Below are 25106 nucleotides of genomic sequence, written 5' to 3'. Positions count from 1 at the left end.
AAGCATAATTAAAAGTTTTTTAATTAAATATTTAATAATCATACAATGTATCATAATTAATAAACTCTTTTTTTACATTAACATTGTCAACATCCACTCTTTCACGATATATGCACTTGCCATAATCCAAATGGGTCCTGTATACTTCAAATATTGCATAATCCGCTTTTTCATCTAAATGCACTTGGTATGGCACATCTCCAAGATAGCAAGTTCCAACATAGTTGCTGTCATTATACAACACTTTTCCATTTTTTGAGTAGAAGATAACATTTATTGCATGAGTTCCAAAGCTTCTCTGATTGTATGTAATCTCGTATCCTTCTTCTGTAGAAACTTTTGAATTATACTGGCTTGAATGAATGTATCTGGTGATTTTCAAATCATCTACGATGACTGAGCTAGCCATGGAATTAGTGACTGCAGGTACAACAACTGTTGCTATAACTATTATCCCAAGAACAATCAGAATCCCTGCAAGGCAATATTTTCCGCTATTGTCATTTTCAGAGCTAGCATTTTGGCCGATTGATCCAGTTCCTCCATAAGTTCTTGGATAGTATCCTCCAAGATCAGAATCATCATAGTTTCTTCCATACATCTTTTCTGTATCGCTTGCTCCATAGTGATAGTCTGCATTCTGCATGAAAAAGTCATCGTCGCCTATCATGAATTTTCCCCCATTCATTCTTTTGTTTAATTCTATTTTTATATTTCTTTTTTTATTTTTTTAATTCTATTTTTATATTTCTTTTTTCGTTTTATGATTATTTTCTCATTGGTTTCGTAAGTTATGGTTCAATGAACTAAATTAAACTTCATTTATGCCTAAAATTTTATAATAATTTTTATTTAGATTAAAGAATAGATATTAATATTGAAAATCTAAATTATTATGGGTGATGAAATGGCTATTGATTTGACAGATATCGGAATTGAAGAAGGACAGAAATATGAAGGGATTTACACTACCATGAGCAAGGATGGTGTAAAAAATGCAGCGCCAATAGGAATTGTATGCAAAGGCAAGGACAAACTTGGATGCAGATTATTTGTCGGTACCAAAACCCTCAAAAACATTATGGAAACCCGGAAATATGTTGTAAATATAACCTTTGATCCTATAAATTTTGTAAATTCAACCATCGGAAACTTGGATATTGAAGAGTTTACAGATGATGAGGACATTGCAATATTGAAGAATGCAGAGGCATATATCATTTGTGATGTCACAGACATTAGAAAAATGGACCCGATTAAAGACCATGTAACATCAAATGGAGAAGCTTATATCATAAGCAGTGATGTTGTGGAAATCGTCAAGAACAATCCATGTGCAAAGGCTTTAAACAGGGGAGTATTCGCACTTCTGGAATGCCTTACAAACTATACTCGACTTGACCTTGTAAGCAAGGAGCAGCAGGATTATTTCATCGGAAGGTTCAATGAAAACAATCGCATGATTAAGAGGGTTTCAGGACCTGATACGATAAAAGCCATGGAGATTCTTAAAAACAGTATGATAGAAAAGGGTTTTGATGTTGAATAGGACCTGAATTCCCCTTTAATTCTAGTTGAGCAGACGGCCGATGTGAAGCCAAAATTATTTTAACTAATTCATCTTAGTGGTTTCGTAAAACTAAGGTTTAATGAAATAAATTAAACTTTTGATAATTTTTAAAAAATATTGTTATTTTTGCAAATTCTCATTTTTTTTCTATATAATTATTTATTATGTTTAATTTTTTCACTATTAAACAGTTTAAAGTATCAATATATAAATATTAAAATATACATACTTATCTTTACAGGAAAGGAGTTGTTTTTAATGAATAAACAGAATGTATTTGCTTTACTCTTATTAACAATCGTTCTTTTAGCTGTAGTTGCTGTAAGTGGATGCATTGGAGGATCTTCTGATGATTCTGCCAGTGATGCATCTGGAGATTCAGATGATTCAAGTGATTCCGTAGATCATAGTGATTCTGGCAGTGATGATAAAGACGACAAGAATGATAAGGAAGACAACGATAAAGACGATGAAGATGATGATGACGATTGAAGGCTCTAATTTCAATTGAACCAATCATTGATGGCAAGCAGTATTTTTAGGGATTGTTGGGAATTATCTACCTTAATCTCCTCTTTTTAAAATTGCTATACGCTCTAATTAATAAAATTTTACTACTTTTCTTTCTTTTTCATTTATTTTTAACTTTTTTTCATTTTAGAAACTTATTTTAGTTCGAAAACTATGTTTAATGAATTTAATTAACATAAAGATCACTATTCCTAAAAATATGAATATTATTTTCTCATTATTGTAAAAGATTCCCGCTACATCAATCATACAATCCCCTTGCAATCTTTCAATACTATTATTTTGATTTTAATTGCTATTTAATCTATTTGTTTTCATTGATTGTTTTTCTTTTTTTGCAAAAAACTGATATTTTTTTAATCCGTAACCAATATCTTATTCCATATTTGAATAATATTTTAATTTTTTACTAATTCATTATACAATTTTCATTTAATAAAAAATCTTAAATATATATTAATTCAAAAATAAGATTGTATACTTAATAAATTTAAATATTAAATTCTTAAGAATGAGGGATTAAATGGCGAAAGAAGATAAGAAAGCATCAAGACAACGTTTTGATGAGATTATGGGTGTTGCAAAGAAACACCACTTGGCAAAATTATTGAAGGACAACCAAGACGATGAGGACTTTGAAGTTTCAGACTTAAGATATGCAATGGAAGAGTGCGGTCCTGCATTCATCAAATTAGGTCAGCTATTGGCTACAAGGCCGGATATGGTCGGTAATGACATAGCAGATGACTTGAAGCTGCTTAGGGACAACACTCCGGTGACTCCTTTTGATGAGATGAGAAAGGTCATTGAAGATGAACTCGGACAGCCATTGGAAGAGATATACTCAGAATTCAATGAAGAGCCTCTCGGTTCCGCTTCAATCGGACAGGTATATAAGGCAAGACTGAAAGACCGTGACATGGAAGTTGCCGTAAAGGTTCAAAAGCCAGGCATCTATGATGTCATCGTACCTGATGTAAAGATATTGAATAAGGTTGCCGGAACCGTAGACAAGCATGTTTCAGGTTCCAGAACATATAACCTGCCTGCAATGGCTAAGGAATTCGAAAGGTCAATCTTCAAGGAACTTAACTACATGGAAGAGGTTAAGAACATCAATAAGATAACAAAGAACTTTGAAGAGATTGACTATATCAAGATACCTGAAGTATATCCTGAATACTGTTCCTCCAAAGTCATAACCATGGAGCTCATTGACGGATACGAATTGCCTGACCTCTATGACACTGAAGTTGAAGGCATCAACAATGCGGAAATCGCACAATACGGATGCCAATCCTATTTGAAACAGGTATTGATTGACGGATTCTTCCATGCAGACCCACACCCAGGTAACCTATTTGTAACTCGTGACAACAGACTCTGTTACATTGACTTTGGAATGATGGGAGTGGTCAATGACACTTTCAGATCAAACTTCGCTCAATTGATTCTTCTCCTATTGGATGGAAACTCACATCATTTGATCAATCAAATGCTTTACATGAACATCATAAGTCCGGAACAGAACACTGAGGAATTCCAGGAAGATGTCGATGATCTTTTGAATTCATACATCGGCGTTGACATGGACCAAATGGATGGAATATTCGATGACCTGATGAATGTAATGATCAACCACAATATCATTCTTCCAAGGGAATTCGTAATGATCGGAAGGGGAATAATCCTCATTGAGGAAGCTGGAGACAAATTGGATCCACACTTCAATCTCACAAGCGAGCTTGAAAAATTCGCTAAGGATATGATAAAATCAAAATTCGCACCAGGAAACCTTGTAGGTGGCGGATTCAACTATATTGTAGAAATCGAGCACTTATTGAAAGACTTGCCTGACAGACTCAACAGCACTCTCAATAAGCTTGAGGCAGGGGAAATCGAACTCAATATGAACCACACCGGTTTGGATGAGTTGAAGGACCAATTGTCCATATCACTGATCATTTCCGCGTTGCTTGTCGGTTCATCTATTGCTATTTTAGCGGACAAGGGACCAAGGGTATGGGACATTTCAGCCATCGGATTCTTCGGATTCCTAATCAGCGCAATTCTTGGAGTATACATTATCATTAAGTTCATACGCACTGAAAGGTAAATCAGAATTCATATAAAGACTAAAGTTAATAGAAACTAAAAAATTATGAGGTGCAAAGATGTACAAAAAATTGTTTGCATTATTGATATTAAGCTTTTTAGTCATTGGAGCGGCAAGCGCTTCAGACTTTAAGATCAATGATGGCTTTGAAGATGTGACTGAGTATTTCTCTGTCAATGATGAGACAGGCATGACCATATGCACTTGGGAAAATGATGAATACGTTCAGGAATATTATTTGCAGAACGGAACTGATTACAGCATAGTCGAAGGAGACAACAATACATATAACATTACCGAAAACACTGAAAGTGAAATAGGCAATGCCCTTTCATATCTGACTAGTGGAAAAGCCGGTTTGACTTATGGAGTCTTGGAAGAAGTGGAATTTGAAGGCAAGGAATATGTCATTTATACATATATTGAAAATACAACTCCTGATGATTGGAAAGCATGTTATGATGAATTGATGAAATTCAATGAAAACAACAATCTGGAACCAATCGCCGACGCTATATAAAAACTTAATATTTAGGAAAATTAATTTTTTCCTATTTTTCTTTTTTTAGATAATTTTTTCTTATTTATTCTTATTTTTCTAATATTTTTCTTAAAATTAACTGTTTTTTTAATCAAAACTTGAATATTTATGCAAATTTAATAATGTTAATTAATTAAGTTTAAATAAGAGTTTAGACATATTTTTAATTAATAGTTTTAATTATAGATTAATCTATCTTGATTAACATTAAATTAAGTTATATTTAAGTGATAAAATGAGTTTTGAAAGTTCAAGCGATATGTATAAGTTACAAAAATTGGTGAAATCTTCTCTTTTAGAAATCAACAAGCTTAAGATGGAAATTGTTCAATTGAAAGAGGAGCAGAATTCACTGATGCCAAATGATGAATATGAAACATTGAAATACGAATCTGAAGAATCATTGAAACAGAAGGAAGATGAAATTTCTGATTTAAAAGCAAAACATGAAGTGGAAATCTCTGATTTAAAAAGTAAACATGTAAATGAAGTTTCAGATTTAAAACTTAAATATGACGAAGATTTAAAAAGCAAAAGTCTTGAGCTCAGCGACTTTTTAGCCAAATTCGATAAGGACATAAAGGCCAAGGATGATGAAATCATCGATATGAAGGCTAAATATGAAGCTGACTTGAACAATAAAAAATATGAAATCGAAAACTTGACTCATTCTTTAAATACCAATATTGAGGTATTGAACAGATCCAAGGATCTATTGAATTCAAAGGATGAAACCATCAAAAGCCTGTCAGATAAGGTCAATGAGCTTTCTGACATGAACGACTCTCTTTCTAAAATGAAGGAATCCTTTGATGAGGAATTCAACAGTTTCAAGACTTTGGAATTAGGCCAAGCAAATCTTAAGCTAAAGGAGGCTTTAAATGATGTCAGTTCCAAGGAAAATGAAATTCAATCAATTTCCAATGACCTGAAGATTGCTGAAAACAAATTGACTGATGTTCAGCGCCAATTGGAAGAGGCCAGAATCAAGGAAAATGAAGCAAACCTTAAATTGGCAAATACATTAAGCACTGTTGATGAAAAGAATATGGAAATCCAATCCCTCAATGCCCAAATCTCTTCCCAAAACGAGGAAATCCTTGACTTGAAGAACAATCTTGTAAATAAGGACAATCTTGTTGCATTGCAAAGGGAACTTGATTCCCGTGATGTTGCCATTCGCGAAAAGGATGTTCAAATCCAGCTATTGAAGGACAAGTCAGTTTCCCGTGAGGAATATGCCAAGGTTCAAAACGAATTGTCCAAAAAGGATCTCCAAATCCAAAGATTGAATGAAGTTAAAGACTTATTCTTTGAACTCTCTGACAACAGTTTCCTGGACAACCAATCTCAGGATGGGGTTATTAATAAAACTTCTGTTGGAGATAGGGAACTTATGGAATTGAATGAAATCAAAAGGGAATTGGAATTGGCTAAAGAGAATAATCTTAAAATCAGGGCTGTTGAAGACGAAGACTTGGAAAAAATGGCTAATCTAATTGATTCCACTGATGTGGATGCTTCCCTTGATGTCCTCAATCAGAATAATGTAGAGGAATTGAAGAGATTGGAACTTGAACTTGAAGGTTATAAGTCAACTGTTGAGGAATTGGAAAAGTACAAATTCGTTTATGATAAGTTAACTGCACCTCAACTGAAGAACTTAAATTCCATCCAGTCTCAAATCTATCACTTGCTTCCTGAGGATGAAGCTATGGATACCTTGTCAGTTAAGGAGTACCTTAATGACATTGCATTCAAGAACCTTTCCTTTGGAAATACAAAGAACATTCTTAAAAGTTTGGAAAGGAAAGGCTATGTTGAAGTGGCTAAAAAAGAGAATGACATATTCTTCTGGAGAAAGCTTCCTTTACCTGAAGAATAATTAATCTTTCTTATTTTCTTTTTTTACATATAATTTTTACTTTTTTTCTATTTTTAACATTTTTAAACTATTTTTTCATTTCATGTAATTGATGATTTTTTTCATGAAATCCTTTTTTTATAATTTTTAGTACCTTCTTTATTGTCATAAGATGATTCGGCTGATTCATGATTTATCTTATTCATGATTTATCTTATAAAGGATGTCCCTTATTGTTGAAATGATAGGGACCAATAGGAACAAATAGATGAAGTGATGATTCACATTAAAGTCAAGCAGATTTACAATAACTGTAACTCCCATGATTATATAAAGGGTGTGGTAAACATATTTCTTATCTTCCTCTCCTGAATACTCCTCAAGGAATCCCATTTTATGTGCATAATGGAACATCAATAAAAAGAACAGTATTGTTAGGAATATGTTGGCTCCAAAGATTACATTTGCAAAGAAGAAGTGTGAGTAGTTTCCAACGATTGATGTTGTAAATGGAATGAAGGATATACAAGCCAAAAAGAAGATATTCAACCATAGATATGGCATGTTCAGGCTTTTTATTCTAATGAATTCATGGTGGTAGATCCAAAATGATGCGATTAGTATGAAACTTACGATGGTTATTCCCACTGTAGGGGCAAGGGAAGATGCGAAACTTATGAATCCAATATCATTTACTATCTTTGCCTCTGGCAGAGCCATACCAAAGATCAATAAGGTCATTACCATTCCAAATATCCCATCTGTCAATCCCATTATTCTTCCAGGGTCTATATCCAACGGTTGTGAAAAGGCTTCTAAGAACCCTTTATGGGAGCTAATGTGACTGCCCATCTTTTCTTTTGTCTCTTCACCGTCATTTTCTTCACTGGAGGATAATCTACTTTTTTCATCCATCATAAAATCACCTTTTTAGGATATGTTCATATTTAAATTTGTATTAATCTTATTATAATAATTTTTTGAATAAACCCTTAAGTTCACCTATGGTTTCGATGTGTTAACCGCAAAGGAACTAGTGTAAACCTTAAAGGAACTTTCAATTTTAATATATTTTTGTAACTAAATTAAATAAATGTAAATTTGTTCAGTATTTTTTTAATTTATTATAATTTTCTTCATAATTTATCAACTTTTATAAATTTTTATTCAAAATAATAATTTTCAAAAAAATCATAATAAAAACAAAAACTTTATATATTACTTTAAACCCATTGTTATTATAGACTAAATATTTTAATATTAGTTAAATCTATTGATTTAAATTAAATTATATATTTTTAATCTATCAAAAAAATTATTTATTTTAAAAAAAATTGAGGTGTATAGAATGGCACAAGGTCAACCTATTTTCATTTTACCTGAAGGAACTAACAGATTGTTAGGCAGAGATGCACAAAGAACCAACATCTTAGCAGGTAAAGTATTAGCAGAAACTGTAAGAACCACTTTAGGTCCAAAAGGTATGGACAAAATGTTAGTGGACGGACTCGGAGACATTGTAGTAACCAACGACGGAGTTACTATCTTAAAAGAAATGGATATTGAACACCCTGCAGCAAAAATGCTCGTGGAAGTTGCAAAAACCCAAGAAGATGAAGTTGGGGACGGAACCACCACTGCAGTAATCATTGCTGGAGAATTACTCAAAAAATCCGAAACTTTATTAGACATGGACATTCACCCAACCATTATCGCTATGGGATACAGACAAGCTGCTGAAAAGGCACAAGAAATCTTAGATGACATCGCAATCGAAGACATTTCCCGTGACATGTTAGTCAAAGTGGCTATGACCGCTATGACCGGTAAAGGAACTGAAAAAGCTCGTGAACCTTTAGCAAACTTAATCGTAGACGCTGTACAACAAGTAGCTGATGATGGTGAAGTTGACACTGATCACATTAAGATTGAGAAGAAAGATGGTGCAGTAGTGGAAGAATCCACCTTAATCCAAGGTGTAATCGTAGACAAGGAAAAAGTACACCCAGGTATGCCATCTGAACTTAAAGATGCAAAAGTTGTCTTGATCAACTCTCCTTTAGAAGTTAAGGAAACTGAAGTTGATGCTGAAATCAGAATCACTGACCCTGCTCAAATGCAAGCATTCATCGAACAGGAAGAACAAATGGTCAGAGATATGGTCAACAAAATCGCAGATGTCGGTGCAAACGTATTATTCGCACAAAAAGGTATCGACGACTTAGCACAACACTACTTAGCTAAAGCAGGAATCATGGCTGTAAGAAGAGTCAAGAAATCCGACATAGAAAAATTAGCTAAAGCAACCGGCGCTACCGTTGTATCCAACTTAGATGACTTAACTGAAGATGACTTAGGTCACGCAGGTTCCGTAATCGAGAAGAAAATTTCCGGTGACGACATGATCTTCGTAGAAGAATGTCAAGAACCTAAAGCAGTAACCTTATTAGTCAGAGGAAGTACCAAACACATCGTAGCTGAAATCGACAGAGCTGTAGATGACGCAATCGGTGTAGTGGCTGCTACCGTAGAAGACGGTCAAGTTGTAGCTGGTGGAGGAGCTCCTGAAATCGCTATGGCTAAAAAACTTAAAGAATATGCTCAATCAATCAGCGGAAGAGAACAATTAGCAGTAACCGCATTTGCAGAATCCTTAGAAATTGTTCCTAAGACCTTAGCTGAAAACGCTGGTTTAGACAGCATTGACTCTTTAGTAGACTTAAGAGCTGCTCATGAAAAATCCCCTTACATGGGATTAAACGTATTCACTGGTGATGTTACTGACATGAAAGAAGAAGGTGTTGTAGAACCTAAACGTGTCAAAAAACAAGCTATCCAATCTGCTTCCGAAGCTGCTGAAATGATCTTAAGAATCGATGACGTAATTGCTTCCAGCGGAACCAGTGCAGGCGACATGCCAATGGACCCAGGTATGGGTGGCATGCCTCCAATGATGTAGACAAGCTTTTGACCTTCGGTCAAAACCTTGACCAAAATATTTTCCAAACTTTGAGAAAAAGTTTGATTAAAATATTTTAATAGTTAGGAGTGTTTAACTCTTAATTATTTTCTTTTCTTTTTTTTACTTTTTTATTTATTTCATTATTTTCACTTTTTCAATTTTAGATTTTCCTATTATGGTTTAATATATCAAATTATTTCTAATAATAACGCTTATTTTTTAATATAGTTTACTATTTATGTTTCATTCTTAATTTTACCAACAAAAACTTGCTTATTTTTGATATTACTTTTCAAATGCTCTCTGTTTAGATTTATATTCTTTTAAAAACAACTTTTATTCAAGCATCTTTTTAAAAAAATATGTAAAGGATTTGGTAAAATGTATTTAGAAAAAAACAAGGAAAACAATGAACACAAAGAAAGCAATGGAGAAATAAGTAGTGAAAATAAAATTGAAATCCAATATGAACATGATGGGGAAAATGATGTTCAAGATCTTGATGAACTTGAGGGTAATGACTTGGATGAATTTGAATTATTAAGTCTTTTTGATATTTTTGATTTGATTGATATAGGCATCCATGACTTTATTAGGGAAGTTTATTTTGAGGATTAAAATTCTTCAATCTTCCTTTTATTATTTAGTCATTTCATTGTCAGATACTAAAATTTATTAATCATGCAATTAATATTATAATTGATAAGAAAATATCGATAAAATGATATTGAAAATGATTATTTTAGGAGCCATAAAATGACTGAAAATGAAAAGAGCATAAGGAGTCAGGAAGAGAAGGAATTGATAATCAATGCACGAAAACCTGAAGGTGAATTGGGAGACCAGTTATTGGACCGCATGAATGAAAGTCATGAAAGCCTTGCACAGTGGGGTGTAAGCCATTTGGACATCTCAAAGGATGATGTAATTTTGGATATTGGCTGTGGCGGAGGAGTCAATGTGGAAAGATTCCTTAAGATGACTGATAATAAGGTTTATGGTCTTGATTACTCTGAGATTGCAGTAGAAAAGTCTGCAAAGTTAAACCAGGCAGCCATTGATGAAGGAAGATGTGAGATCATTCAGGGATCCGTATCCGAACTTCCTTTTGAAGATAACAGCTTTGATATCATCACTGGATTTGAAACCGTTTACTTCTGGCCTGATTTTGTCAATGATTCAAAGGAAGTCAGAAGGGTTCTTAAAGATGATGGAATAATGTTCATCTGCAATGAGGCAATTCCAAATGAAGATGACGAACGTCAAAAGGAGCTCATTGACCTTTTGGATATGAAAATATTCTCAGAGGATGAATTTGATGAATATTTGAGAGAGGCAGGATTCTCAGATATAATATGCTTCTCTAAGGATGGTCCCGACAGTGTCAATAGGGAATTGGTCACAGGATGGCTTTGTGTAATTGCCAGAAAATAAAAATTCTTTTTTTAATTTAACTTCTTCCATTTCCCCTTATTCTTTTAATTTTTCTTTTTTTCTTATTTTTTCTTATTTTCAAATAATTTTATACATTTATTCGAATTTTTAAGAACAATTAAAAATCTTAAGTAAATTTTAAATATTAGAAAGTAATAATAAAATATGTTTATGATTAATTTTTTATAATCATTCAATGAAGATGAAAATGGTGATGAAATGTTTTATGGATTATCTATTGGCTTGATTTCCTTAATAGTTTTTGGAAATATAGAAAACTTAATTTTGGCTTCTCAAGGTGTTGTTAAAGCTGCAAATCCTTTAAAACTTGCTATTTTCAGTTTAATAGTTGTACTGGCATGGTTGATTATAGGTACTGTATGCACTCAACAATTAGAAGCTTATGGCATATATATTGAATTCATTGGCGGATTTGCGATTTTTGTTTTAGGAATTCAATCAATGATAGAGGCAGTTAAGGGTTAGGTGAAAAGATGTCTGTTTTTGATAAATATAAACCTTTCATTGAAGAATATAAGCCTTTTTTAGGATTATTGATCTTTGGTAACATAGAAAACTTAGTCTTGGCTGCTCAAGGTGTGCTCGAAGGAGCAAATCCATTTGTTGTCATTGCAGCAAGTATCTGTTTGGTAATCACTTGGCAATTCATTGGTGTTTTCGGTACAAAGGCAGCTATGAAATACTCCAGACACATTGAATTCATTGGCGGATTTGCGATTTTTGTTTTAGGAATTCAATCAATGCTTCCATTGATTTATCATTTGCTTTAAAATTCTAGGTATTTTCCTAGTTTGAATTTCAATTATCGTCCATTTTCTCATGTTTTATATTAAAAATCTTAATTATAGAAAGATTTATATATTATGTAAACTAACATAGATATGTTGTATATTGCGGTGTTAGTCCAGCCTGGTTAAGACTCTAGCCTGCCACGTTAGAGACCCGGGTTCAAATCCCGGACGCCGCACTTTTTTTTATTGCAGCTGTGGTATAGTCTGGTTATTACTTGGGCCTTCCAAGCCTACAACCCGGGTTCGAATCCCGGCAGCTGCATACCCAAACTTTTAGAAAAAGTTTGATCAAAATCTTTTTTTTATCTATTTTTTCAATATATTTTTTTAGGCAATTTTATCTTTTTTTATCTATTTTTTTAATATTATTTTTTAGACAATTTTTTCATTTTTATCCATTTTTTCAACTATTTTCTCATTAACTTGATTTAGTATTCCTTAATTTATGAGTTAAAATCGATTTTTTCTTTATTTTATTAAATAAGTTTATATGTATTAAAAAATAATATTATATTAATATAAATTTATAATGATTATATTAATCTCGTTTAGTTATTTTAAGTTTATATTTTAATATTAAAGCAAAAATTATTGTTGAAATTTAAAATTATGTTTATTTGTTTAAATTAAATTAAAATTAATAGCAATTATTGGCTATTCTAATTAAAACTAAATTATGGTTGTGATTTAATGGCAGGAATTGTTGGATATGGGGCGAATGTGCCTTCATATAGAATAAAAGTAGAAGAAATCGCAAAAGTATGGGGAGATAACCCTGATTCAATCTCAAACGGTTTAATCGTTAATGAAAAATCAGTGCCTTCTTCTGATGAAGATACTGCAACCATTGCAGTTACCGCTGCAAGATATGCATTGGCTAGAGCACAGATTGATCCTCAAGACATTGGAGCAGTTTATGTTGGTTCAGAATCTCATCCTTATGCAGTAAAACCAACTGCTACCATTGTTGCAGAAGCTATTGGCGCTACTCCTGATATGACTGCAGCAGACTTGGAATTTGCTTGTAAGGCAGGTACTGCAGGTATTCAAGCCACTATGGGTCTTGTAGACTCAGGAATGATCAAATATGGTTTGGCCATTGGTGCAGATACTTCTCAAGGAGCTCCTGGAGATGCATTGGAATACACTGCATCTGCTGGTGGTGCAGCTTATATCATTGGTGATAAGAACACCATTGCTGACTTTGGAACCACTTACAGTTACACTACTGACACTCCTGATTTTTACAGAAGAGAAGGTCAACCTTATCCAAGTCACGGTGGAAGATTCACCGGGGATCCAGCTTACTTCAAACATGTATTCGGAGCAGCAAAAGGATTGCTGGAAAAAACAGATACAAAAGTGGAAGATTATGATTATGCTATTTTCCATCAACCTAACGGTAAATTTTACTTAAGGGCAGCCACTAAATTAGGATTCACTCCTGAACAATATAAGGATGGTCTTTTAACTCCTAATGTAGGTAATACCTATTCCGGTGCTGTTCCTTTAGCGCTTTCCAATGTATTGGACAAAGCGGAACCTGGAGACAAGATTTTCATAGTATCATATGGTTCCGGTGCAGGTAGTGACGGATTTACATTGACTGTAAACGATAGAATTGAAGAAGTTAAGAATTTAGCTCCTACAACTGAAGAGATCCTTTCTAAGAAGATTTATGTTGATTATGCAGTTTATGCTAAATTTAAAGGAAAACTTAGAATGGCATAGAAGGATGAGTTGAGGAATTAATTATAATTATTTTATGACATGAAGGTGAAAAAATGAGAGATGTTGCAATTATCGGAGCTTCCCAAACAAAATTCGGAGAATTATGGGACAGTTCATTTAGAGAATTAATTTCACAAGCTGGTCTTGGAGCTATGGAAGATGCAAACCTTAGCGGTGCAGACTTGGAAGCCATGTTTGTAGGAAACATGTCTGCAGGTCTTTTCGTAGGCCAAGAACATATAGCAGCACTTATTTCCGACAGTATGGGTATGAACCCTATTCCATGTACAAGAGTTGAAGCTGCTTGTGCATCCGGTGGATTGGCACTAAGGCAAGGTATTATGGCTGTTGCTTCAGGATATCATGACATTGTTGTAGCTGCAGGTGTGGAAAAGATGACTGATGTTGTGGATGCAACACCAGCTATTGCTACCGCTTCCGACCAAGAATGGGAAGCACAGCAAGGAGCTACTTTCCCATCATTGTATGCTATGATCGCTCAAAGGCATATGTATGAATATGGAACCACAAGAGAGCAATTGGCTATGATGTCTGTAGTAAACCATAAGAACGCTTCAAACAACCCTAATGCTCAATTCCCATTTGAAGTGACTGTAGACAAGGTATTGGCATCCTCTCCTGTTGCAGACCCATTAACCTTATTGGACTGTTCACCTGTTTCTGACGGTGCAGCAGCTATCGTTATCTGTGCAGCGGAAAGGGCTAAGGAATTCACAGACACTCCTGTTTATGTAAGGGCATCTGCACAATCTTCTGGAACCATTGCATTACACAGCAGAAAGGACATCACTACCTTGGATGCAACCATTGCCGCTTCCAGAAAAGCTTATGATATGGCAGGTGTAACCGTAAAGGACATTGACGCTACAGAAGTTCACGACTGTTTCTCAATCAATGGATTGCTTGCAATTGAAGACCTTGGATTTGCTAAAAAGGGTGAAGGTGGAATTGTTCTTGAGGAAGGACAGACCAATATTGATGGTGACTGTCCAATTAACCCATCCGGCGGTTTAAAGGCAAGAGGACACCCTCTTGGAGCTACTGGTATCGCTCAAGCTGCTGAAATCGTATGGCAATTAAGAGGAGAAGCAGGCAAACGTCAAGTGGATGGTGCTGAAATCGGTATGACCCATAATGTAGGTGGTACTGGTGGTACTTGTGCTGTTCACATCTTCGGTAGAGATTTAAATTAAAAATAAGTTGATTTTAGCCTATTTGGACTAAAATCTTTCTTTTCTTTTTTTATTATTTTTTATAATTTTACTTTTCACTATTTTTAATAGTTAATTTTATCTATTCTAATTATTTTTAACGAATTTTCATTCTTCAAAAATTAGTTTATCAATATAATCCATATCCAATGCTTCCTCTACAATATTCGCTAATTTTTCAAGGGAATTTTCAACACTGGTTTCATATGGATCTTCACCTGTTCTTTCTTCCAAGCCTTTGCTTTTTCTGATATGGTTTAAGAATTCCCTTCTTATATTGTAATTGTTGAATATTCCATGGAAATAGGTTCCAAATACATTTCCATCATATGCTCCGTCAAATTGGTCATTGTCATTGTTTCCAATTCCCTTTTCTATTCTAAACAATGGCTTTGCACCTATCAGGTTTGTGGTTCCTTCATGCAATTCATAGCCTGTGACCTCTTCGCCATTGATTTTGGAAAAGATTTCGTGGAACATATTTTCTTTATTATCTTGATTAGAGTAATTATCAGTGTCTATTTCTACTTTAGCAATGCTTTGCTTTACAATCTTTCCTTCACGAATGAATTCGCTTTCAATGTCCAAAAGACCTAATCCTTCCACTTCATCAAGTTTGGATTCCTTATGGTCCTTATCATAAATCCTGTTTCCCAAGATTTGGTATCCTCCACAGATTCCTATGATTGGTATCTTTCTTTCTTTGGACAATTCCCTTATCCTGTCTGCCAATCCTGACTTTTCAAGCTCTGAAATGTCTTCAGTGGAGTTTCTTGTTCCAGGCAATATTAAAGCATCAACATCCTTAATCTTCTCTTCATAGTTGTAGACTTCAATCATCCTCACTTCAACATCATCTTCTGTGTCAAATGGGTCGATATCTGTGAAATTGGCTATTTTCGGAAGCTTTACAACTCCGATTATTATATGATTGTCACCTTCTTTGAATTCCTTTGTCCAATCATGCTCTTTAAGTGATGCGGAATCCTCTTCAGGAAGCTGCAAGTTTTCTGCATAGGGAACTATTCCAAGAACTGGAACTTCAATGATTTCTTCAAGCCTTTCAATTCCAGAGCATAGCAATTCCTGTTTTCCTCTGAATTTGTTTATAATGACTCCCTTGAATCTTGACCTGTCTGCATCGTCAAGCAATAGGAAAGTTCCTGCTATTGATGCAAATACCCCTCCCTTGTCAATGTCTCCAACAAGAAGGACATTTGCATCGGCTATTTCTGCAGCTCCCATATTTGCAAGGTCTCCTTCTCTCAAGTTGATTTCAGCAGGAGATCCTGCACCTTCCATAATGATTATGTCGTATTCCTTCTTCAACTTGTTCAATGAGTCTATTACGGCTTCCTTTGCAATGATTCTATAGTCTTCATCATCCATCAGATTGTTGTCTATGTCCTTTTGAGTTGCTTTGGTCTTGTCATACTTTCTAAAGAAGTCCTTATTCCCTACAGCTTCACCTTGAATGATAACTTGTGAACAGGATTCACCTTTTGGCTTTAAGAGTATAGGGTTCATATCCACTGTAGGATCTATGTTTGCTGCCTTTGCCTGTAATACCTGTGCAATGGCTATTTCCTTATTCTCTTTAGTGGTATATGAATTTAAAGACATATTCTGTGACTTGAATGGTGCAACCTTATATCCTCTTTTTGTATATATTCTGCAGAGGGCTGCAACAATTAAACTTTTTCCTGCATTGGAAGCGGTTCCTTGAATCATTAAACATTTTGTCATAATTTTACCTTATAATTGATATGATTTTTATTATGATTATTCATTTATCTTTTATAAATAATAAAGTTTGTTTTAAAATTTTTGGCATGTCCTTTTTAATCTATGATTTTTCAATAGATATTTTAGTTAACTAAGGTTACTAAAATACAAACCTTTTTATATGACTAAAATCATAAAGTTATTAAGCGATTAGTTTAATATATATTACTATAATGAATATTTATATAATATAAAACTATGAAAACTATGAAGAAAACTAGAAAAATGTTAAATTATAAAAACTTTAGGAGGTTTTAAATGGAAGAAGACAAAGTAGTAACTGCAGAAGTAGAGGAATTAGAGTCTAAAGAAGAAATCGTAGACTCCTCTGTAGAAGAAAATATAATTGATGAAGAAGAAGCATTGGAAAGTGAAGATTCTGTAGCTGAAGAAAAGGATTCCTTGGAAGTCGAATTTGTTGAAGATGAAGAAGGCAATCGCAGAATCAAACCTATGCTTGACTATGAATCAATTTCAAATACTGCTGATATAGAAGTGCCTCCTTTGCTTATTGACCAGGTCATTGGTCATGAGGAATCTGTTGAAACCATCAAGAAAGCAGCAAAACAAAGAAGAAACGTTCTTCTTATTGGAGATCCTGGTGTAGGTAAATCAATGTTGGCTAAAGGTATGGCTGAATTGTTGCCTCCAGAAGTGCTTCAAGACGTATTGGTCTATCCGAATCCTGAAGACAGCAATTATCCTTTGATTAGAACCGTTCCTGCTGGTCAAGGTAAGAAGATAGTCAAGGCAAACAAGGCAAATGCCAAAAGCGGTGACGAGAAGAAGATGATGATCACCATGTTTGTCACTGCAGCCATTTTCGTTCTTGGATTGATGTATCAAAGAATCTTTGAAGCCATTATCGCTGCATTGCTTGTGATTTTTATTTCAATGCAAATCAAGCCTAAAGTATCAAACAGCGCTCCAAAACTATTGGTCAACAATGGAGACAAAAGATTTGCACCATTTATGGATGCTACCGGAGCTCATGCAGGTGCATTGCTCGGTGATGTAAGACATGACCCTTACCAATCAGGTGGTCTTGGAACTCCTGCACACGAACGTGTTGAAAGCGGTATGATCCATAAGGCCCATAAGGGAGTTTTATACATTGACGAAATCGGTACCATGAGCATGAAGACTCAACAGGAACTCTTATCCGCTATGCAAGAGAAGAAGTATGCTATCACTGGTCAAAGTGAAAACAGCAGTGGTGCAATGGTTCGCTCTCAAGCTGTTCCTTGTGATTTTGTTCTTGTAGCTTCCGGAAACATTCAAGTTCTTGAAGGAATGCACATTGCTATGCGTTCAAGAATTAGAGGTTATGGTTATGAAGTCTTTATGAAAGACTATATGGAAGATACCGAAGAGAACAGAAGAAAGCTCGTTCAGTTTGTGGCTCAGGAAGTCAAGAATGATGGAAGAATCCCACACTTTGCAACCGATGCCCTTGATGAGATCATCTTGGAAGCTAAACGTAGAGCAGGCAGAAAGAATGCTTTAACCCTTAGACTAAGAGAGTTAGGTGGATTGGTACGTTCATCTGGAGATGTAGCCATTGAAGAGGGTGCCGATTTGGTAACTGCAGAGCATGTTGTAACTGCCAAAAAATTCGCAAGAACCTTGGAACAGCAAATCGTTGATAGGTCAATCATCCAAAGAAAGGAATATAGTGTATTCCATTCCTCTGGTGGAAAAATCGGTATGGTCAATGGTTTGGCGGTCATGGGTGACAGAAGCGGTATCGTAATGCCAATTGCTGCTGAAATGGCTCCTGCAAACAGCAAAAACGAAGGTAAGATCATCGTAACCGGTAAGCTTGGTGAAATTGCATTGGACTCTGTTCAGAATGTAAGTGCAATCATTAAGAAATACACTCAAGTTGACATTTCCAATCATGACATTCACGTCCAGTTCCTCCAAAGCTATGATGGAGTGGAAGGTGACAGTGCAAGCGTTTCAATAACTGCAGCTGTAATTTCTGCTGTTGAAGGAATTCCTATCGATCAATCAGTTGCACTCACCGGTTCATTAAGCGTTCGTGGAGATGTAATGCCTATTGGTGGAGCTACCGCCAAAATCGAAGCGGCAGCGGAAGCAGGTATTAAGAAAGTTCTCTTGCCAAAATCCAACATGGATGATGTAATGCTTGAGAAGAAGTATGAAGACATGATTGAGATTGTTCCTATTGAAACAATTGAAGATGTCTTGCAGAATATCTTGATTAACGGAAGCAAAAAGGAAAGACTAATTAAGAAAATGAGAGAGATAAGTGGTGCAGTAACCAGTAAGGTATCCACTGATTCAATGACTTTATCCCAACCAAGTCATAACTAATCTCTTAATTCTTTATTTTTTATTCTTTTTCTTTTTTTTAACTTTTTTTATTTTTATTAATTTTTAATTTTAGAATTGATTTTCTATTATTTTTTAACTTTTTTTATTTTTATTAATTTTTAATTTTAGAATTGATTTTCTATTATTTTTTAACTTTTTTTATCATTATTTTCTTCTTTAAATTGCCATTTTAACTAATTTTTACTACTCTATATACAAAAAGTTTATATATCTAAAATGAATTATAATAATAATTAGATGTAAAAAAACATCTTGTTATTAATTATTCATTTTAATCAATTATTGATTAGTGTATGGTGGTGATAAAATGGCAACTACATTAAAAAGAGCTTTAGGTATTCTGGTGGCTGTTATAGTTTTTTTCTTAGTGTTTTCAGCATTTACCGGAGTATTGATTTTAGCTGAAGATGATACTGAAGGAGGAATTCCTGGAGTGGATATGGCTGCCTTATGGAGTATACATGGCGGCTTTACTTGGATCTATCCGGGAAGTTCACATAATGCAAACGGTCATACCCTTCACAATATCTACATGATCGATAACCCTTATCAGGATGCTAAGGAGATAATGGAATATACTTATGGTGTTAGCCCTCATTTCATAATTCTTATAAACGATCAGGCTGCGGCACATATTTTCGGTGACAATATATTAGACACAATCCGTCAGCATGACTGGGGTGAAGGGAACTCCCGTGGAGATGCTGTTGCTATGAGTATTACTCATGTGAATCCATTGCCTATCATTCCGGATATCCTGTTAGGTAATATTAAATTCTTTATAGTTTAACCCAGTTTTTTAAGGTCTTCGACCTTAAAAACCTTGACCAAAATCTTTTCAATGGTTAGAATTAACCATTTTCTTTTTTTTATTTTTTCTATTTTTCATTAATTTATCCTAATTTTACTAATATTTAAATACTTAATTAAATAAAAATAATGATGTATATCTAATCTTAAAAGATAATTATAGACATTTTAAAGATTATTTATGATTCAATTTATTAATTAAAAAAATTTAAAATATTAAAATTATTTATTGTGTGATTTCATGTTATTAATAGCTCAAAATCATTTTCAACTTATAGTCGAAGTGGGTTTGATCTTACTTGCTACCATGATATTCATTTTGAATCTCGTTCCGCTATCATTAAGTGTAGTGACTTTCCTGTCATTGTTTTTATCTGCAGGATTTGCAATTCTATTCGGAACAGATTTGATATTCTTGGTATTGTCATTTGGTCAGCATGAGTATACTCACCCGTTCGGTCCGATTGCTCTTTTAGCTATTATAACTGCATTAGCTTCGCTGAAGGTGATGGAAGAGTCGGGAGTTAATGTGGCAAGGCTGAAAAGGATAGTCTATATACTTCTTGGATGTATCACTGTCTTTGGGGGAGCAATGCACAGATCTTTCTTATTATTATGGTTTGTAGGTTTATTTATAGGATACACCATTATTTCAAAATCATTCAGACAAAAATCCATTCTCACAGTCAGAAGAATTGGAATGTTTATCGGAGCGGCATTGGTCGCTTTTGGAATATTGGAAATAGTTGCAAGAATCAGTGGTATGGAGATTTTCTCACCTGTACTTAGGATTTCAAGGCTTGCAACAAATTCATTGTCAAGTCTAAAGCTTGTAGTTGGAAATACTTGGTTGATTGGGCATGACCCTTCATCCTCTTACTGGTCCAACAGTTCCGGATTTGCAGATGGTTACATTAGCTTGCCAATGCAATTCATTCTATTGTTTGGTTTGCCGTTCCCTCTTTTCTTCGGTCTTTTGGTAACCAGAAAGGATACAATCGACTATATGCTTCCAGGTATTTTCGGTTATGCCTATGACTTCGGATATCTTACATTCCTTGTATTGCTCTTGATAGTTTTAGGAACCATCATTGTAGGATTGGTAATCTTAAGAGAATATAGACATAAGAGAGAAAGCAAGAACAGAAAGTACTTAGGTAAAGAGGTTCTTTTAATAGGTTCCCTTACCGGTTTTGTCTCTCAAGCGATTATCGGTCTTTTCCTATTCAACAGGACTGTAAACGGTATGGCTTTATTGACTTTCCTCTTCTTGGGATCTTTGGTATTGGCCCATACGGTTACCATTAGAAGAGACAGCAATGAGGCTGTGAGCAGATAGTTATTATTAAGTTTCATTTTGAAACTTTTTAATTATTTTTTACTTTTTTTACTAATTTTTTTACTTATTCTTTACTTTTTTATTTTAAGATATTTCATATTTTTTTTGATTGTTTTTCATTAAATTTATTTTTCATTTTTCCCAATTTTTTTAAAAATAGTAATATTTAATTATAAATATCAATAAAGATATTATCATAAAAATTAATTTATTTAATTAATTGAAACTTTAAGATTAACGACAATATTTTTGGTGATTATTTTGATAATTGGTGGTTCAGCATCACAAAAATTGGCAGCAAATGTTGCAAAGGAATTAGGAGAAACCTTATGTCCTCTTGAAACTAAAAAGTTCCCAGATGGTGAAAGATATGTGAGGATCAAAGGGGAAGTTGAAAAGAACGCAACAGTCATTCAATCAACCGGATTTCCTCAAGATGAAAATCTAATTGAATTACTCTTCATACTCAGAACCCTCAAGGACTTAGGTGCAGAGCACATTAAAGTGGTTGTCCCATATTTAGGTTATGGAAGACAGGAATTAAGATTTAAGGATGGTGAAGCCATCTCTGCACAATTGGTAGCTAACTTGATTGAAGAATCCGGCGCAGACGAATTCATTTCAATCAACCTGCACGAAGACAGTGTCAGGGACTTCTTCAATATTCCAACTGCGAACCTTTCCGCCATGCCTCCAATTGCAGAATACCTTGCAGACAAAGTGGAAAACCCTATCATCATAGCTCCGGATAAGGGGGCAATGGACTTTGCAGAGGAAATAGCTGAAATCCTTGGCTGCAACTGCACATATATGAGCAAAGTCAGATTAGGTCCTGATAAGGTGGAAACCAGAATCGTCGATGTTCAATGTGATTTTGACAGCGAAGATCTTGATAAGGTCAAAAAGGGTTCCAAGGTCAACATTGACTCTGTGGAAGGAAAGGAAGCAATCATCATTGATGACATCATAGCTACAGGTGGAACAATCGTTAATGCAATAGGCATCTTAAAGGAACATGGCGCAAAGTCAGTTGACGTATGCTGTGTTCACCCAGTGCTTGTAAACGATGCTGTCTTGAAGATTATGGCTGCTGGAGCTCGTGACTTGTCAAGTACAGATACCTTGAAATCCGATGTAAGCAGCATTTCTGTAGCAAAATTGATTGCAGATGCATTAAGATAAACTTTATTTTAAAAAATATTTTTCATTTTTTATTTTTTCTTATTTTTCTATTTTTGATTAGTTTATTTTTTCATTTATTCTATCATCATTATTTTAAAATTTTTTAAAAAAGTATTACTGGTAATTCATTGCAATAATAATTGTTTTTATTAATAACAATAGTTTTATATTATATTAATTAAAATATTATATTATTGTAATTTAATTAATTTATATTTGGAGATGTAGAATGCACGAATTTGCTATGGCTCAAGGTATTTTCAGCACAGTTATGGACACTGCAGAAGCTAATGATGCGATTGAAGTAACTGAAATGGTTATTGAAATTGGAAGATTGGCTATGTTGAATCCGGAACAATTGAAGTTTATGCTTGGCGTTATGTGTGAAGGAGAAGAACTGACAAAAAACGTCGAGATGATCATTAATACTATTGATGTTGAAATCAAATGTCACAATTGTGGCTTTGAAGGTGAAGGTAATGTTGACGACAGTGACCATTATGCACCTATGGTCTTATGCCCTAAATGTGAAAGCCATAGGGTCGAAGTGACAAATGGTAAAGAAATTACTGTCAGAAGCATCAGCATTGAAAAAGATGATGATGAAAATTAGTCAAAATTCTCAACAAGAAATTCTATTAATATAATTAAAATTTCTTTTTATCATTTTGATAGTTTTTTCATAGGTCATTGATAATATTGTCCAAATTTTTAAAATTATTAAACTTATTATGAAATCATATATTTATACGGAGGATCATATACATGCATAAGATTGCAGATGTAGAAATAGCTAAAAATATTATGGCTGCTAATGACAAATTAGCACATAAGAACTTACATTTATTGGAAGACCACGATATATTTTGTGTAGACTTTGTAGGAGCAATCGGGTCTGGTAAAACCGCTCTTATTGAAGATTTGATAGATAACCTTGATGAAAAGGTAGGTGTGCTTGCAGGTGATATAATCAGTGATTTCGATGCTGAAAGGATCAAATCCCACAATGCACCTGTTGTAGGATTGAACACAGGTACCGAATGTCACTTGGATGCTCACTTGGTAAGCCATGGTTTAGGCGACCTTCCACTTGATGATATCGATTACTTATTCATTGAAAATGTTGGAAACTTGATTTGTCCTGTTGACTTCCAATTAGGTTCCCATATGAGAGTTGTTGTTGTAAGCGTTACCGAAGGTGACGACACTGTAGAGAAACACCCTTACATTTTCAAGGATTCTGACTTGATCATCATCAATAAGATTGATTTGGCTGATGCTGTCGGTGCAAGCACTGACAAGATGGTGGCTGATGCCAAAAAACTCAATCCGGATGTCAAGGTCATTACTACCAGCTTGAAAGAAGGCAAAGGATTGGATGAAGTGATTGAAGCCATTAAAGAGGCTAAGGCTCACGGAGCTGAACATCATCACCATCATCATGACCACGACCATGACCATGACCACGAACACAGTCATGAACATGACCATGGACATGGACACAGTCATGAGCATTCTCACTAATCTTTTTCTTTTTTATTTCTTTTTTTTAATATTTTTTTAATCAATCTTTTTTTTAATATTTTTTTAATCAATCTTTTTTTTCATATTTTATTTTCAATTAATCTTTTTTGAGTTTTATTTTCCCCGAATCTTATTTTTTTATCTCTATTTTACTAAAATTTATTAAGTATTACTATAATATTAATTATTAATTGTACTAAAATTGAGATTAAGAGGTGATTTCATGAAGATTTGGATTGATATATCAAATGCGCCCCATGTAAGATTTTTCAAGGATGTCATCAAGTATTTTGAAGATGAGGGAGAAGATGTTCTAGTCACAGCTCGCAGATTCGGTGACATTCATAAATTGATGGATATGTATGACATAGATTTCATATCAGTAGGCAAGCATGGAGTCACATTAGAGGAAAAGCTTAAGGAAAGTGCACAGCGTGTAGTGGATTTGGCGGATTTGGTTGCTGGTGAGAACTTTGATGTAGCCCTTTCAAAGCATTCAATCGAACTTCCAAGAGTGGCATTTGGCCTTGGAATTCCAAGCCTCTTTGTTTTGGATAATGAGCATGCGATGGCTGCAAATAAGTTGACACTTCCATTATGCAGCAAGATCATTGTTCCAAGCATTATCGATGAGTGGAAACTGATGCAATATGGTGCAAATCCAAATGACATCATAAAATATAATGGAACTTCAGAGCTTATGCACTTCAACAACTTTGTGTTCAATGAAAATATCTTTGATGATTTGGGACTTGACTTGCCACTTCAAAGGACTATACTCATGAGGCCTGAACCATCCCTTGCTTCCTATTTGAATACAGATTGCAGAAAATCAGTCTTGTCTCCTGTTGTTGATGTATTGAAGGAGTATGCGAACATTCTCATTCTTCCTAGATTCAAGGAACAGGCGGATATCTTTGAAGGAATCAAGAATGTGACAATACTTAAGCCTCCTGTTGACACTTCAAGCATTATCAAGGCATGTGATCTTGTAATCGGTGCTGGTGGTACAATGAACAGGGAAGCGGCAATTCTACAGACTCCTGTAATCTCATGTTATCCTGGAGACACATTATCTGTAGATCAGTTCTATGTAAACAATGGATTGATGTATAGGACCACTGACTTGGATGAAATCACTCAACAGGCTTTGAATTTCATTGTTAATCCACATGAACCTATTGAACTCAAAACAGATAATCTGTTTGAATTGATCATAAAAAAGACTTATGAATTGGGAAATTCTAAAAAATAGTTTCATTTACTATTTTTCTTTTTTTCCATTATTTTTTTAAATTTTTATTTTTTGCTA

21 protein-coding genes, 2 tRNA genes and 1 pseudogene are annotated in these 25106 nt (G+C 34.3%); 21 read left to right on the top strand and 3 right to left on the bottom strand.

Features of this window, described 5'->3' with window-relative positions:
• Window positions 1-31 precede the first annotated feature (31 nt).
• Window positions 32-670, bottom strand: coding sequence for a hypothetical protein (locus IJE13_RS02435; RefSeq protein WP_292776631.1), 639 nt, complete (start codon window positions 668-670; stop codon window positions 32-34).
• 237 nt (window positions 671-907) lie between these two features.
• Here IJE13_RS02435 and IJE13_RS02430 point away from each other — a divergent pair, with 237 nt between their 5' ends.
• The 5 genes from IJE13_RS02430 (at window position 908) to IJE13_RS02410 (ending at window position 6643) form a co-directional block, all read left to right on the top strand.
• Window positions 908-1549, top strand: coding sequence for a DUF447 domain-containing protein (locus IJE13_RS02430; RefSeq protein ID WP_292776629.1), 642 nt, complete (start codon window positions 908-910; stop codon window positions 1547-1549).
• A gap of 279 nt (window positions 1550-1828) precedes the next feature.
• Window positions 1829-2062 (top strand): hypothetical protein, encoded by a 234-nt coding sequence (locus IJE13_RS02425; protein WP_292776627.1) that lies wholly within the window; start codon window positions 1829-1831, stop codon window positions 2060-2062.
• Between the two features lie 562 nt (window positions 2063-2624).
• Window positions 2625-4217 carry an AarF/ABC1/UbiB kinase family protein gene (locus IJE13_RS02420; RefSeq protein WP_292776625.1) on the top strand — a complete coding sequence of 531 codons (1593 nt, stop codon included), beginning with the start codon at window positions 2625-2627 and terminating at the stop codon, window positions 4215-4217.
• A 58-nt stretch (window positions 4218-4275) separates the two neighbouring features.
• Window positions 4276-4737 carry a hypothetical protein gene (locus IJE13_RS02415; protein WP_292776620.1) on the top strand — a complete coding sequence of 154 codons (462 nt, stop codon included), beginning with the start codon at window positions 4276-4278 and terminating at the stop codon, window positions 4735-4737.
• 256 nt (window positions 4738-4993) lie between these two features.
• Window positions 4994-6643 carry a hypothetical protein gene (locus IJE13_RS02410; protein WP_292776618.1) on the top strand — a complete coding sequence of 550 codons (1650 nt, stop codon included), beginning with the start codon at window positions 4994-4996 and terminating at the stop codon, window positions 6641-6643.
• Between the two features lie 177 nt (window positions 6644-6820).
• Here the strand turns inward: IJE13_RS02410 and IJE13_RS02405 are convergent, their stop codons facing one another.
• Entirely contained in the window at window positions 6821-7540 is a 720-nt protein-coding gene (locus IJE13_RS02405; RefSeq protein WP_292776616.1) for a TMEM175 family protein, read from the bottom strand.
• Window positions 7541-7970: 430 nt separating this feature from the next.
• Here IJE13_RS02405 and thsA point away from each other — a divergent pair, with 430 nt between their 5' ends.
• From thsA to IJE13_RS02360, 9 genes are all read left to right on the top strand, one after another.
• Window positions 7971-9581 carry a thermosome subunit alpha gene (gene thsA, locus IJE13_RS02400; RefSeq protein ID WP_292776613.1) on the top strand — a complete coding sequence of 537 codons (1611 nt, stop codon included), beginning with the start codon at window positions 7971-7973 and terminating at the stop codon, window positions 9579-9581.
• A gap of 384 nt (window positions 9582-9965) precedes the next feature.
• Window positions 9966-10202: a hypothetical protein gene (locus tag IJE13_RS02395; RefSeq protein ID WP_292776609.1), complete on the top strand. Its 237-nt coding sequence runs from the start codon at window positions 9966-9968 to the stop codon at window positions 10200-10202.
• Between the two features lie 138 nt (window positions 10203-10340).
• Entirely contained in the window at window positions 10341-11018 is a 678-nt protein-coding gene (locus IJE13_RS02390; RefSeq protein ID WP_292776607.1) for a class I SAM-dependent methyltransferase, read from the top strand.
• Between the two features lie 219 nt (window positions 11019-11237).
• On the top strand, window positions 11238-11504 hold the full coding sequence (locus tag IJE13_RS02385) for a hypothetical protein (protein WP_292776605.1): 267 nt from the start codon (window positions 11238-11240) through the stop codon (window positions 11502-11504).
• A gap of 8 nt (window positions 11505-11512) precedes the next feature.
• On the top strand, window positions 11513-11809 hold the full coding sequence (locus tag IJE13_RS02380; protein WP_292776603.1) for a hypothetical protein: 297 nt from the start codon (window positions 11513-11515) through the stop codon (window positions 11807-11809).
• A 123-nt stretch (window positions 11810-11932) separates the two neighbouring features.
• A tRNA-Gly gene (locus IJE13_RS02375) sits at window positions 11933-12006 on the top strand.
• 12 nt (window positions 12007-12018) lie between these two features.
• Window positions 12019-12092: transfer RNA gene (locus tag IJE13_RS02370), tRNA-Gly, on the top strand.
• A gap of 428 nt (window positions 12093-12520) precedes the next feature.
• Window positions 12521-13561, top strand: coding sequence for a hydroxymethylglutaryl-CoA synthase (locus IJE13_RS02365; protein ID WP_292776600.1), 1041 nt, complete (start codon window positions 12521-12523; stop codon window positions 13559-13561).
• Between the two features lie 53 nt (window positions 13562-13614).
• Window positions 13615-14775 carry a thiolase domain-containing protein gene (locus IJE13_RS02360; RefSeq protein ID WP_292776598.1) on the top strand — a complete coding sequence of 387 codons (1161 nt, stop codon included), beginning with the start codon at window positions 13615-13617 and terminating at the stop codon, window positions 14773-14775.
• Window positions 14776-14901: 126 nt separating this feature from the next.
• Here IJE13_RS02360 and cobQ read toward each other — a convergent pair whose 3' ends face one another.
• Window positions 14902-16539, bottom strand: coding sequence for a cobyric acid synthase CobQ (gene cobQ, locus IJE13_RS02355; RefSeq protein ID WP_292776595.1), 1638 nt, complete (start codon window positions 16537-16539; stop codon window positions 14902-14904).
• Between the two features lie 492 nt (window positions 16540-17031).
• On the opposite strand from cobQ, the gene lonB reads away from it, so the two are divergent.
• The 7 genes and pseudogenes from lonB to IJE13_RS02320 all read left to right on the top strand — a co-directional run bounded on the left by lonB (window position 17032) and on the right by IJE13_RS02320 (window position 25049).
• Window positions 17032-18918, top strand: a complete 1887-nt coding sequence (lonB, locus tag IJE13_RS02350) for an ATP-dependent protease LonB (protein WP_292776797.1) — start codon at window positions 17032-17034, stop codon at window positions 18916-18918.
• A gap of 328 nt (window positions 18919-19246) precedes the next feature.
• Complete coding sequence (locus IJE13_RS02345) at window positions 19247-19729, top strand: hypothetical protein (protein WP_292776593.1); 483 nt, start codon at window positions 19247-19249, stop codon at window positions 19727-19729.
• A gap of 261 nt (window positions 19730-19990) precedes the next feature.
• Window positions 19991-21088 (top strand): hypothetical protein, encoded by a 1098-nt coding sequence (locus tag IJE13_RS02340; RefSeq protein WP_292776590.1) that lies wholly within the window; start codon window positions 19991-19993, stop codon window positions 21086-21088.
• Between the two features lie 261 nt (window positions 21089-21349).
• Complete coding sequence (locus IJE13_RS02335; RefSeq protein ID WP_292776588.1) at window positions 21350-22270, top strand: ribose-phosphate diphosphokinase; 921 nt, start codon at window positions 21350-21352, stop codon at window positions 22268-22270.
• 229 nt (window positions 22271-22499) lie between these two features.
• Window positions 22500-22883: a hydrogenase maturation nickel metallochaperone HypA gene (gene hypA, locus IJE13_RS02330; protein WP_292776585.1), complete on the top strand. Its 384-nt coding sequence runs from the start codon at window positions 22500-22502 to the stop codon at window positions 22881-22883.
• Window positions 22884-23035: 152 nt separating this feature from the next.
• Window positions 23036-23695: pseudogene (gene hypB / locus IJE13_RS02325) on the top strand (hydrogenase nickel incorporation protein HypB); the annotation flags it as partial.
• Window positions 23696-24017: 322 nt separating this feature from the next.
• A complete protein-coding gene (locus IJE13_RS02320; RefSeq protein WP_292776583.1) occupies window positions 24018-25049 on the top strand; it encodes a DUF354 domain-containing protein in 1032 nt (343 codons plus the stop codon).
• Window positions 25050-25106: the final 57 nt, after the last annotated feature.

Origin of the sequence: Methanobrevibacter sp. (genome assembly GCF_017410345.1) — an archaeon.
Lineage (GTDB): Archaea > Methanobacteriota > Methanobacteria > Methanobacteriales > Methanobacteriaceae > Methanobrevibacter.
This window is presented reverse-complemented; position numbering and strand designations above follow the sequence as displayed.

Excerpts from the sequence above, each read along its gene's own strand:
- IJE13_RS02435 (WP_292776631.1), bottom strand. The coding sequence starts at position 670 with ATGATAGGCGACGATGACTTTTTCATGCAGAATGCAGACTATCACTAT.
- IJE13_RS02430 (WP_292776629.1), top strand. The coding sequence starts at position 908 with ATGGCTATTGATTTGACAGATATCGGAATTGAAGAAGGACAGAAATAT.
- IJE13_RS02425 (WP_292776627.1), top strand. The coding sequence starts at position 1,829 with ATGAATAAACAGAATGTATTTGCTTTACTCTTATTAACAATCGTTCTT.
- IJE13_RS02420 (WP_292776625.1), top strand. The coding sequence starts at position 2,625 with ATGGCGAAAGAAGATAAGAAAGCATCAAGACAACGTTTTGATGAGATT.
- IJE13_RS02415 (WP_292776620.1), top strand. The coding sequence starts at position 4,276 with ATGTACAAAAAATTGTTTGCATTATTGATATTAAGCTTTTTAGTCATT.
- IJE13_RS02410 (WP_292776618.1), top strand. The coding sequence starts at position 4,994 with ATGAGTTTTGAAAGTTCAAGCGATATGTATAAGTTACAAAAATTGGTG.
- IJE13_RS02405 (WP_292776616.1), bottom strand. The coding sequence starts at position 7,540 with ATGATGGATGAAAAAAGTAGATTATCCTCCAGTGAAGAAAATGACGGT.
- thsA (WP_292776613.1), top strand. The coding sequence starts at position 7,971 with ATGGCACAAGGTCAACCTATTTTCATTTTACCTGAAGGAACTAACAGA.
- IJE13_RS02395 (WP_292776609.1), top strand. The coding sequence starts at position 9,966 with ATGTATTTAGAAAAAAACAAGGAAAACAATGAACACAAAGAAAGCAAT.
- IJE13_RS02390 (WP_292776607.1), top strand. The coding sequence starts at position 10,341 with ATGACTGAAAATGAAAAGAGCATAAGGAGTCAGGAAGAGAAGGAATTG.
- IJE13_RS02385 (WP_292776605.1), top strand. The coding sequence starts at position 11,238 with ATGTTTTATGGATTATCTATTGGCTTGATTTCCTTAATAGTTTTTGGA.
- IJE13_RS02380 (WP_292776603.1), top strand. The coding sequence starts at position 11,513 with ATGTCTGTTTTTGATAAATATAAACCTTTCATTGAAGAATATAAGCCT.
- IJE13_RS02365 (WP_292776600.1), top strand. The coding sequence starts at position 12,521 with ATGGCAGGAATTGTTGGATATGGGGCGAATGTGCCTTCATATAGAATA.
- IJE13_RS02360 (WP_292776598.1), top strand. The coding sequence starts at position 13,615 with ATGAGAGATGTTGCAATTATCGGAGCTTCCCAAACAAAATTCGGAGAA.
- cobQ (WP_292776595.1), bottom strand. The coding sequence starts at position 16,539 with ATGACAAAATGTTTAATGATTCAAGGAACCGCTTCCAATGCAGGAAAA.
- lonB (WP_292776797.1), top strand. The coding sequence starts at position 17,032 with ATGCTTGACTATGAATCAATTTCAAATACTGCTGATATAGAAGTGCCT.
- IJE13_RS02345 (WP_292776593.1), top strand. The coding sequence starts at position 19,247 with ATGGCAACTACATTAAAAAGAGCTTTAGGTATTCTGGTGGCTGTTATA.
- IJE13_RS02340 (WP_292776590.1), top strand. The coding sequence starts at position 19,991 with ATGTTATTAATAGCTCAAAATCATTTTCAACTTATAGTCGAAGTGGGT.
- hypA (WP_292776585.1), top strand. The coding sequence starts at position 22,500 with ATGCACGAATTTGCTATGGCTCAAGGTATTTTCAGCACAGTTATGGAC.
- IJE13_RS02320 (WP_292776583.1), top strand. The coding sequence starts at position 24,018 with ATGAAGATTTGGATTGATATATCAAATGCGCCCCATGTAAGATTTTTC.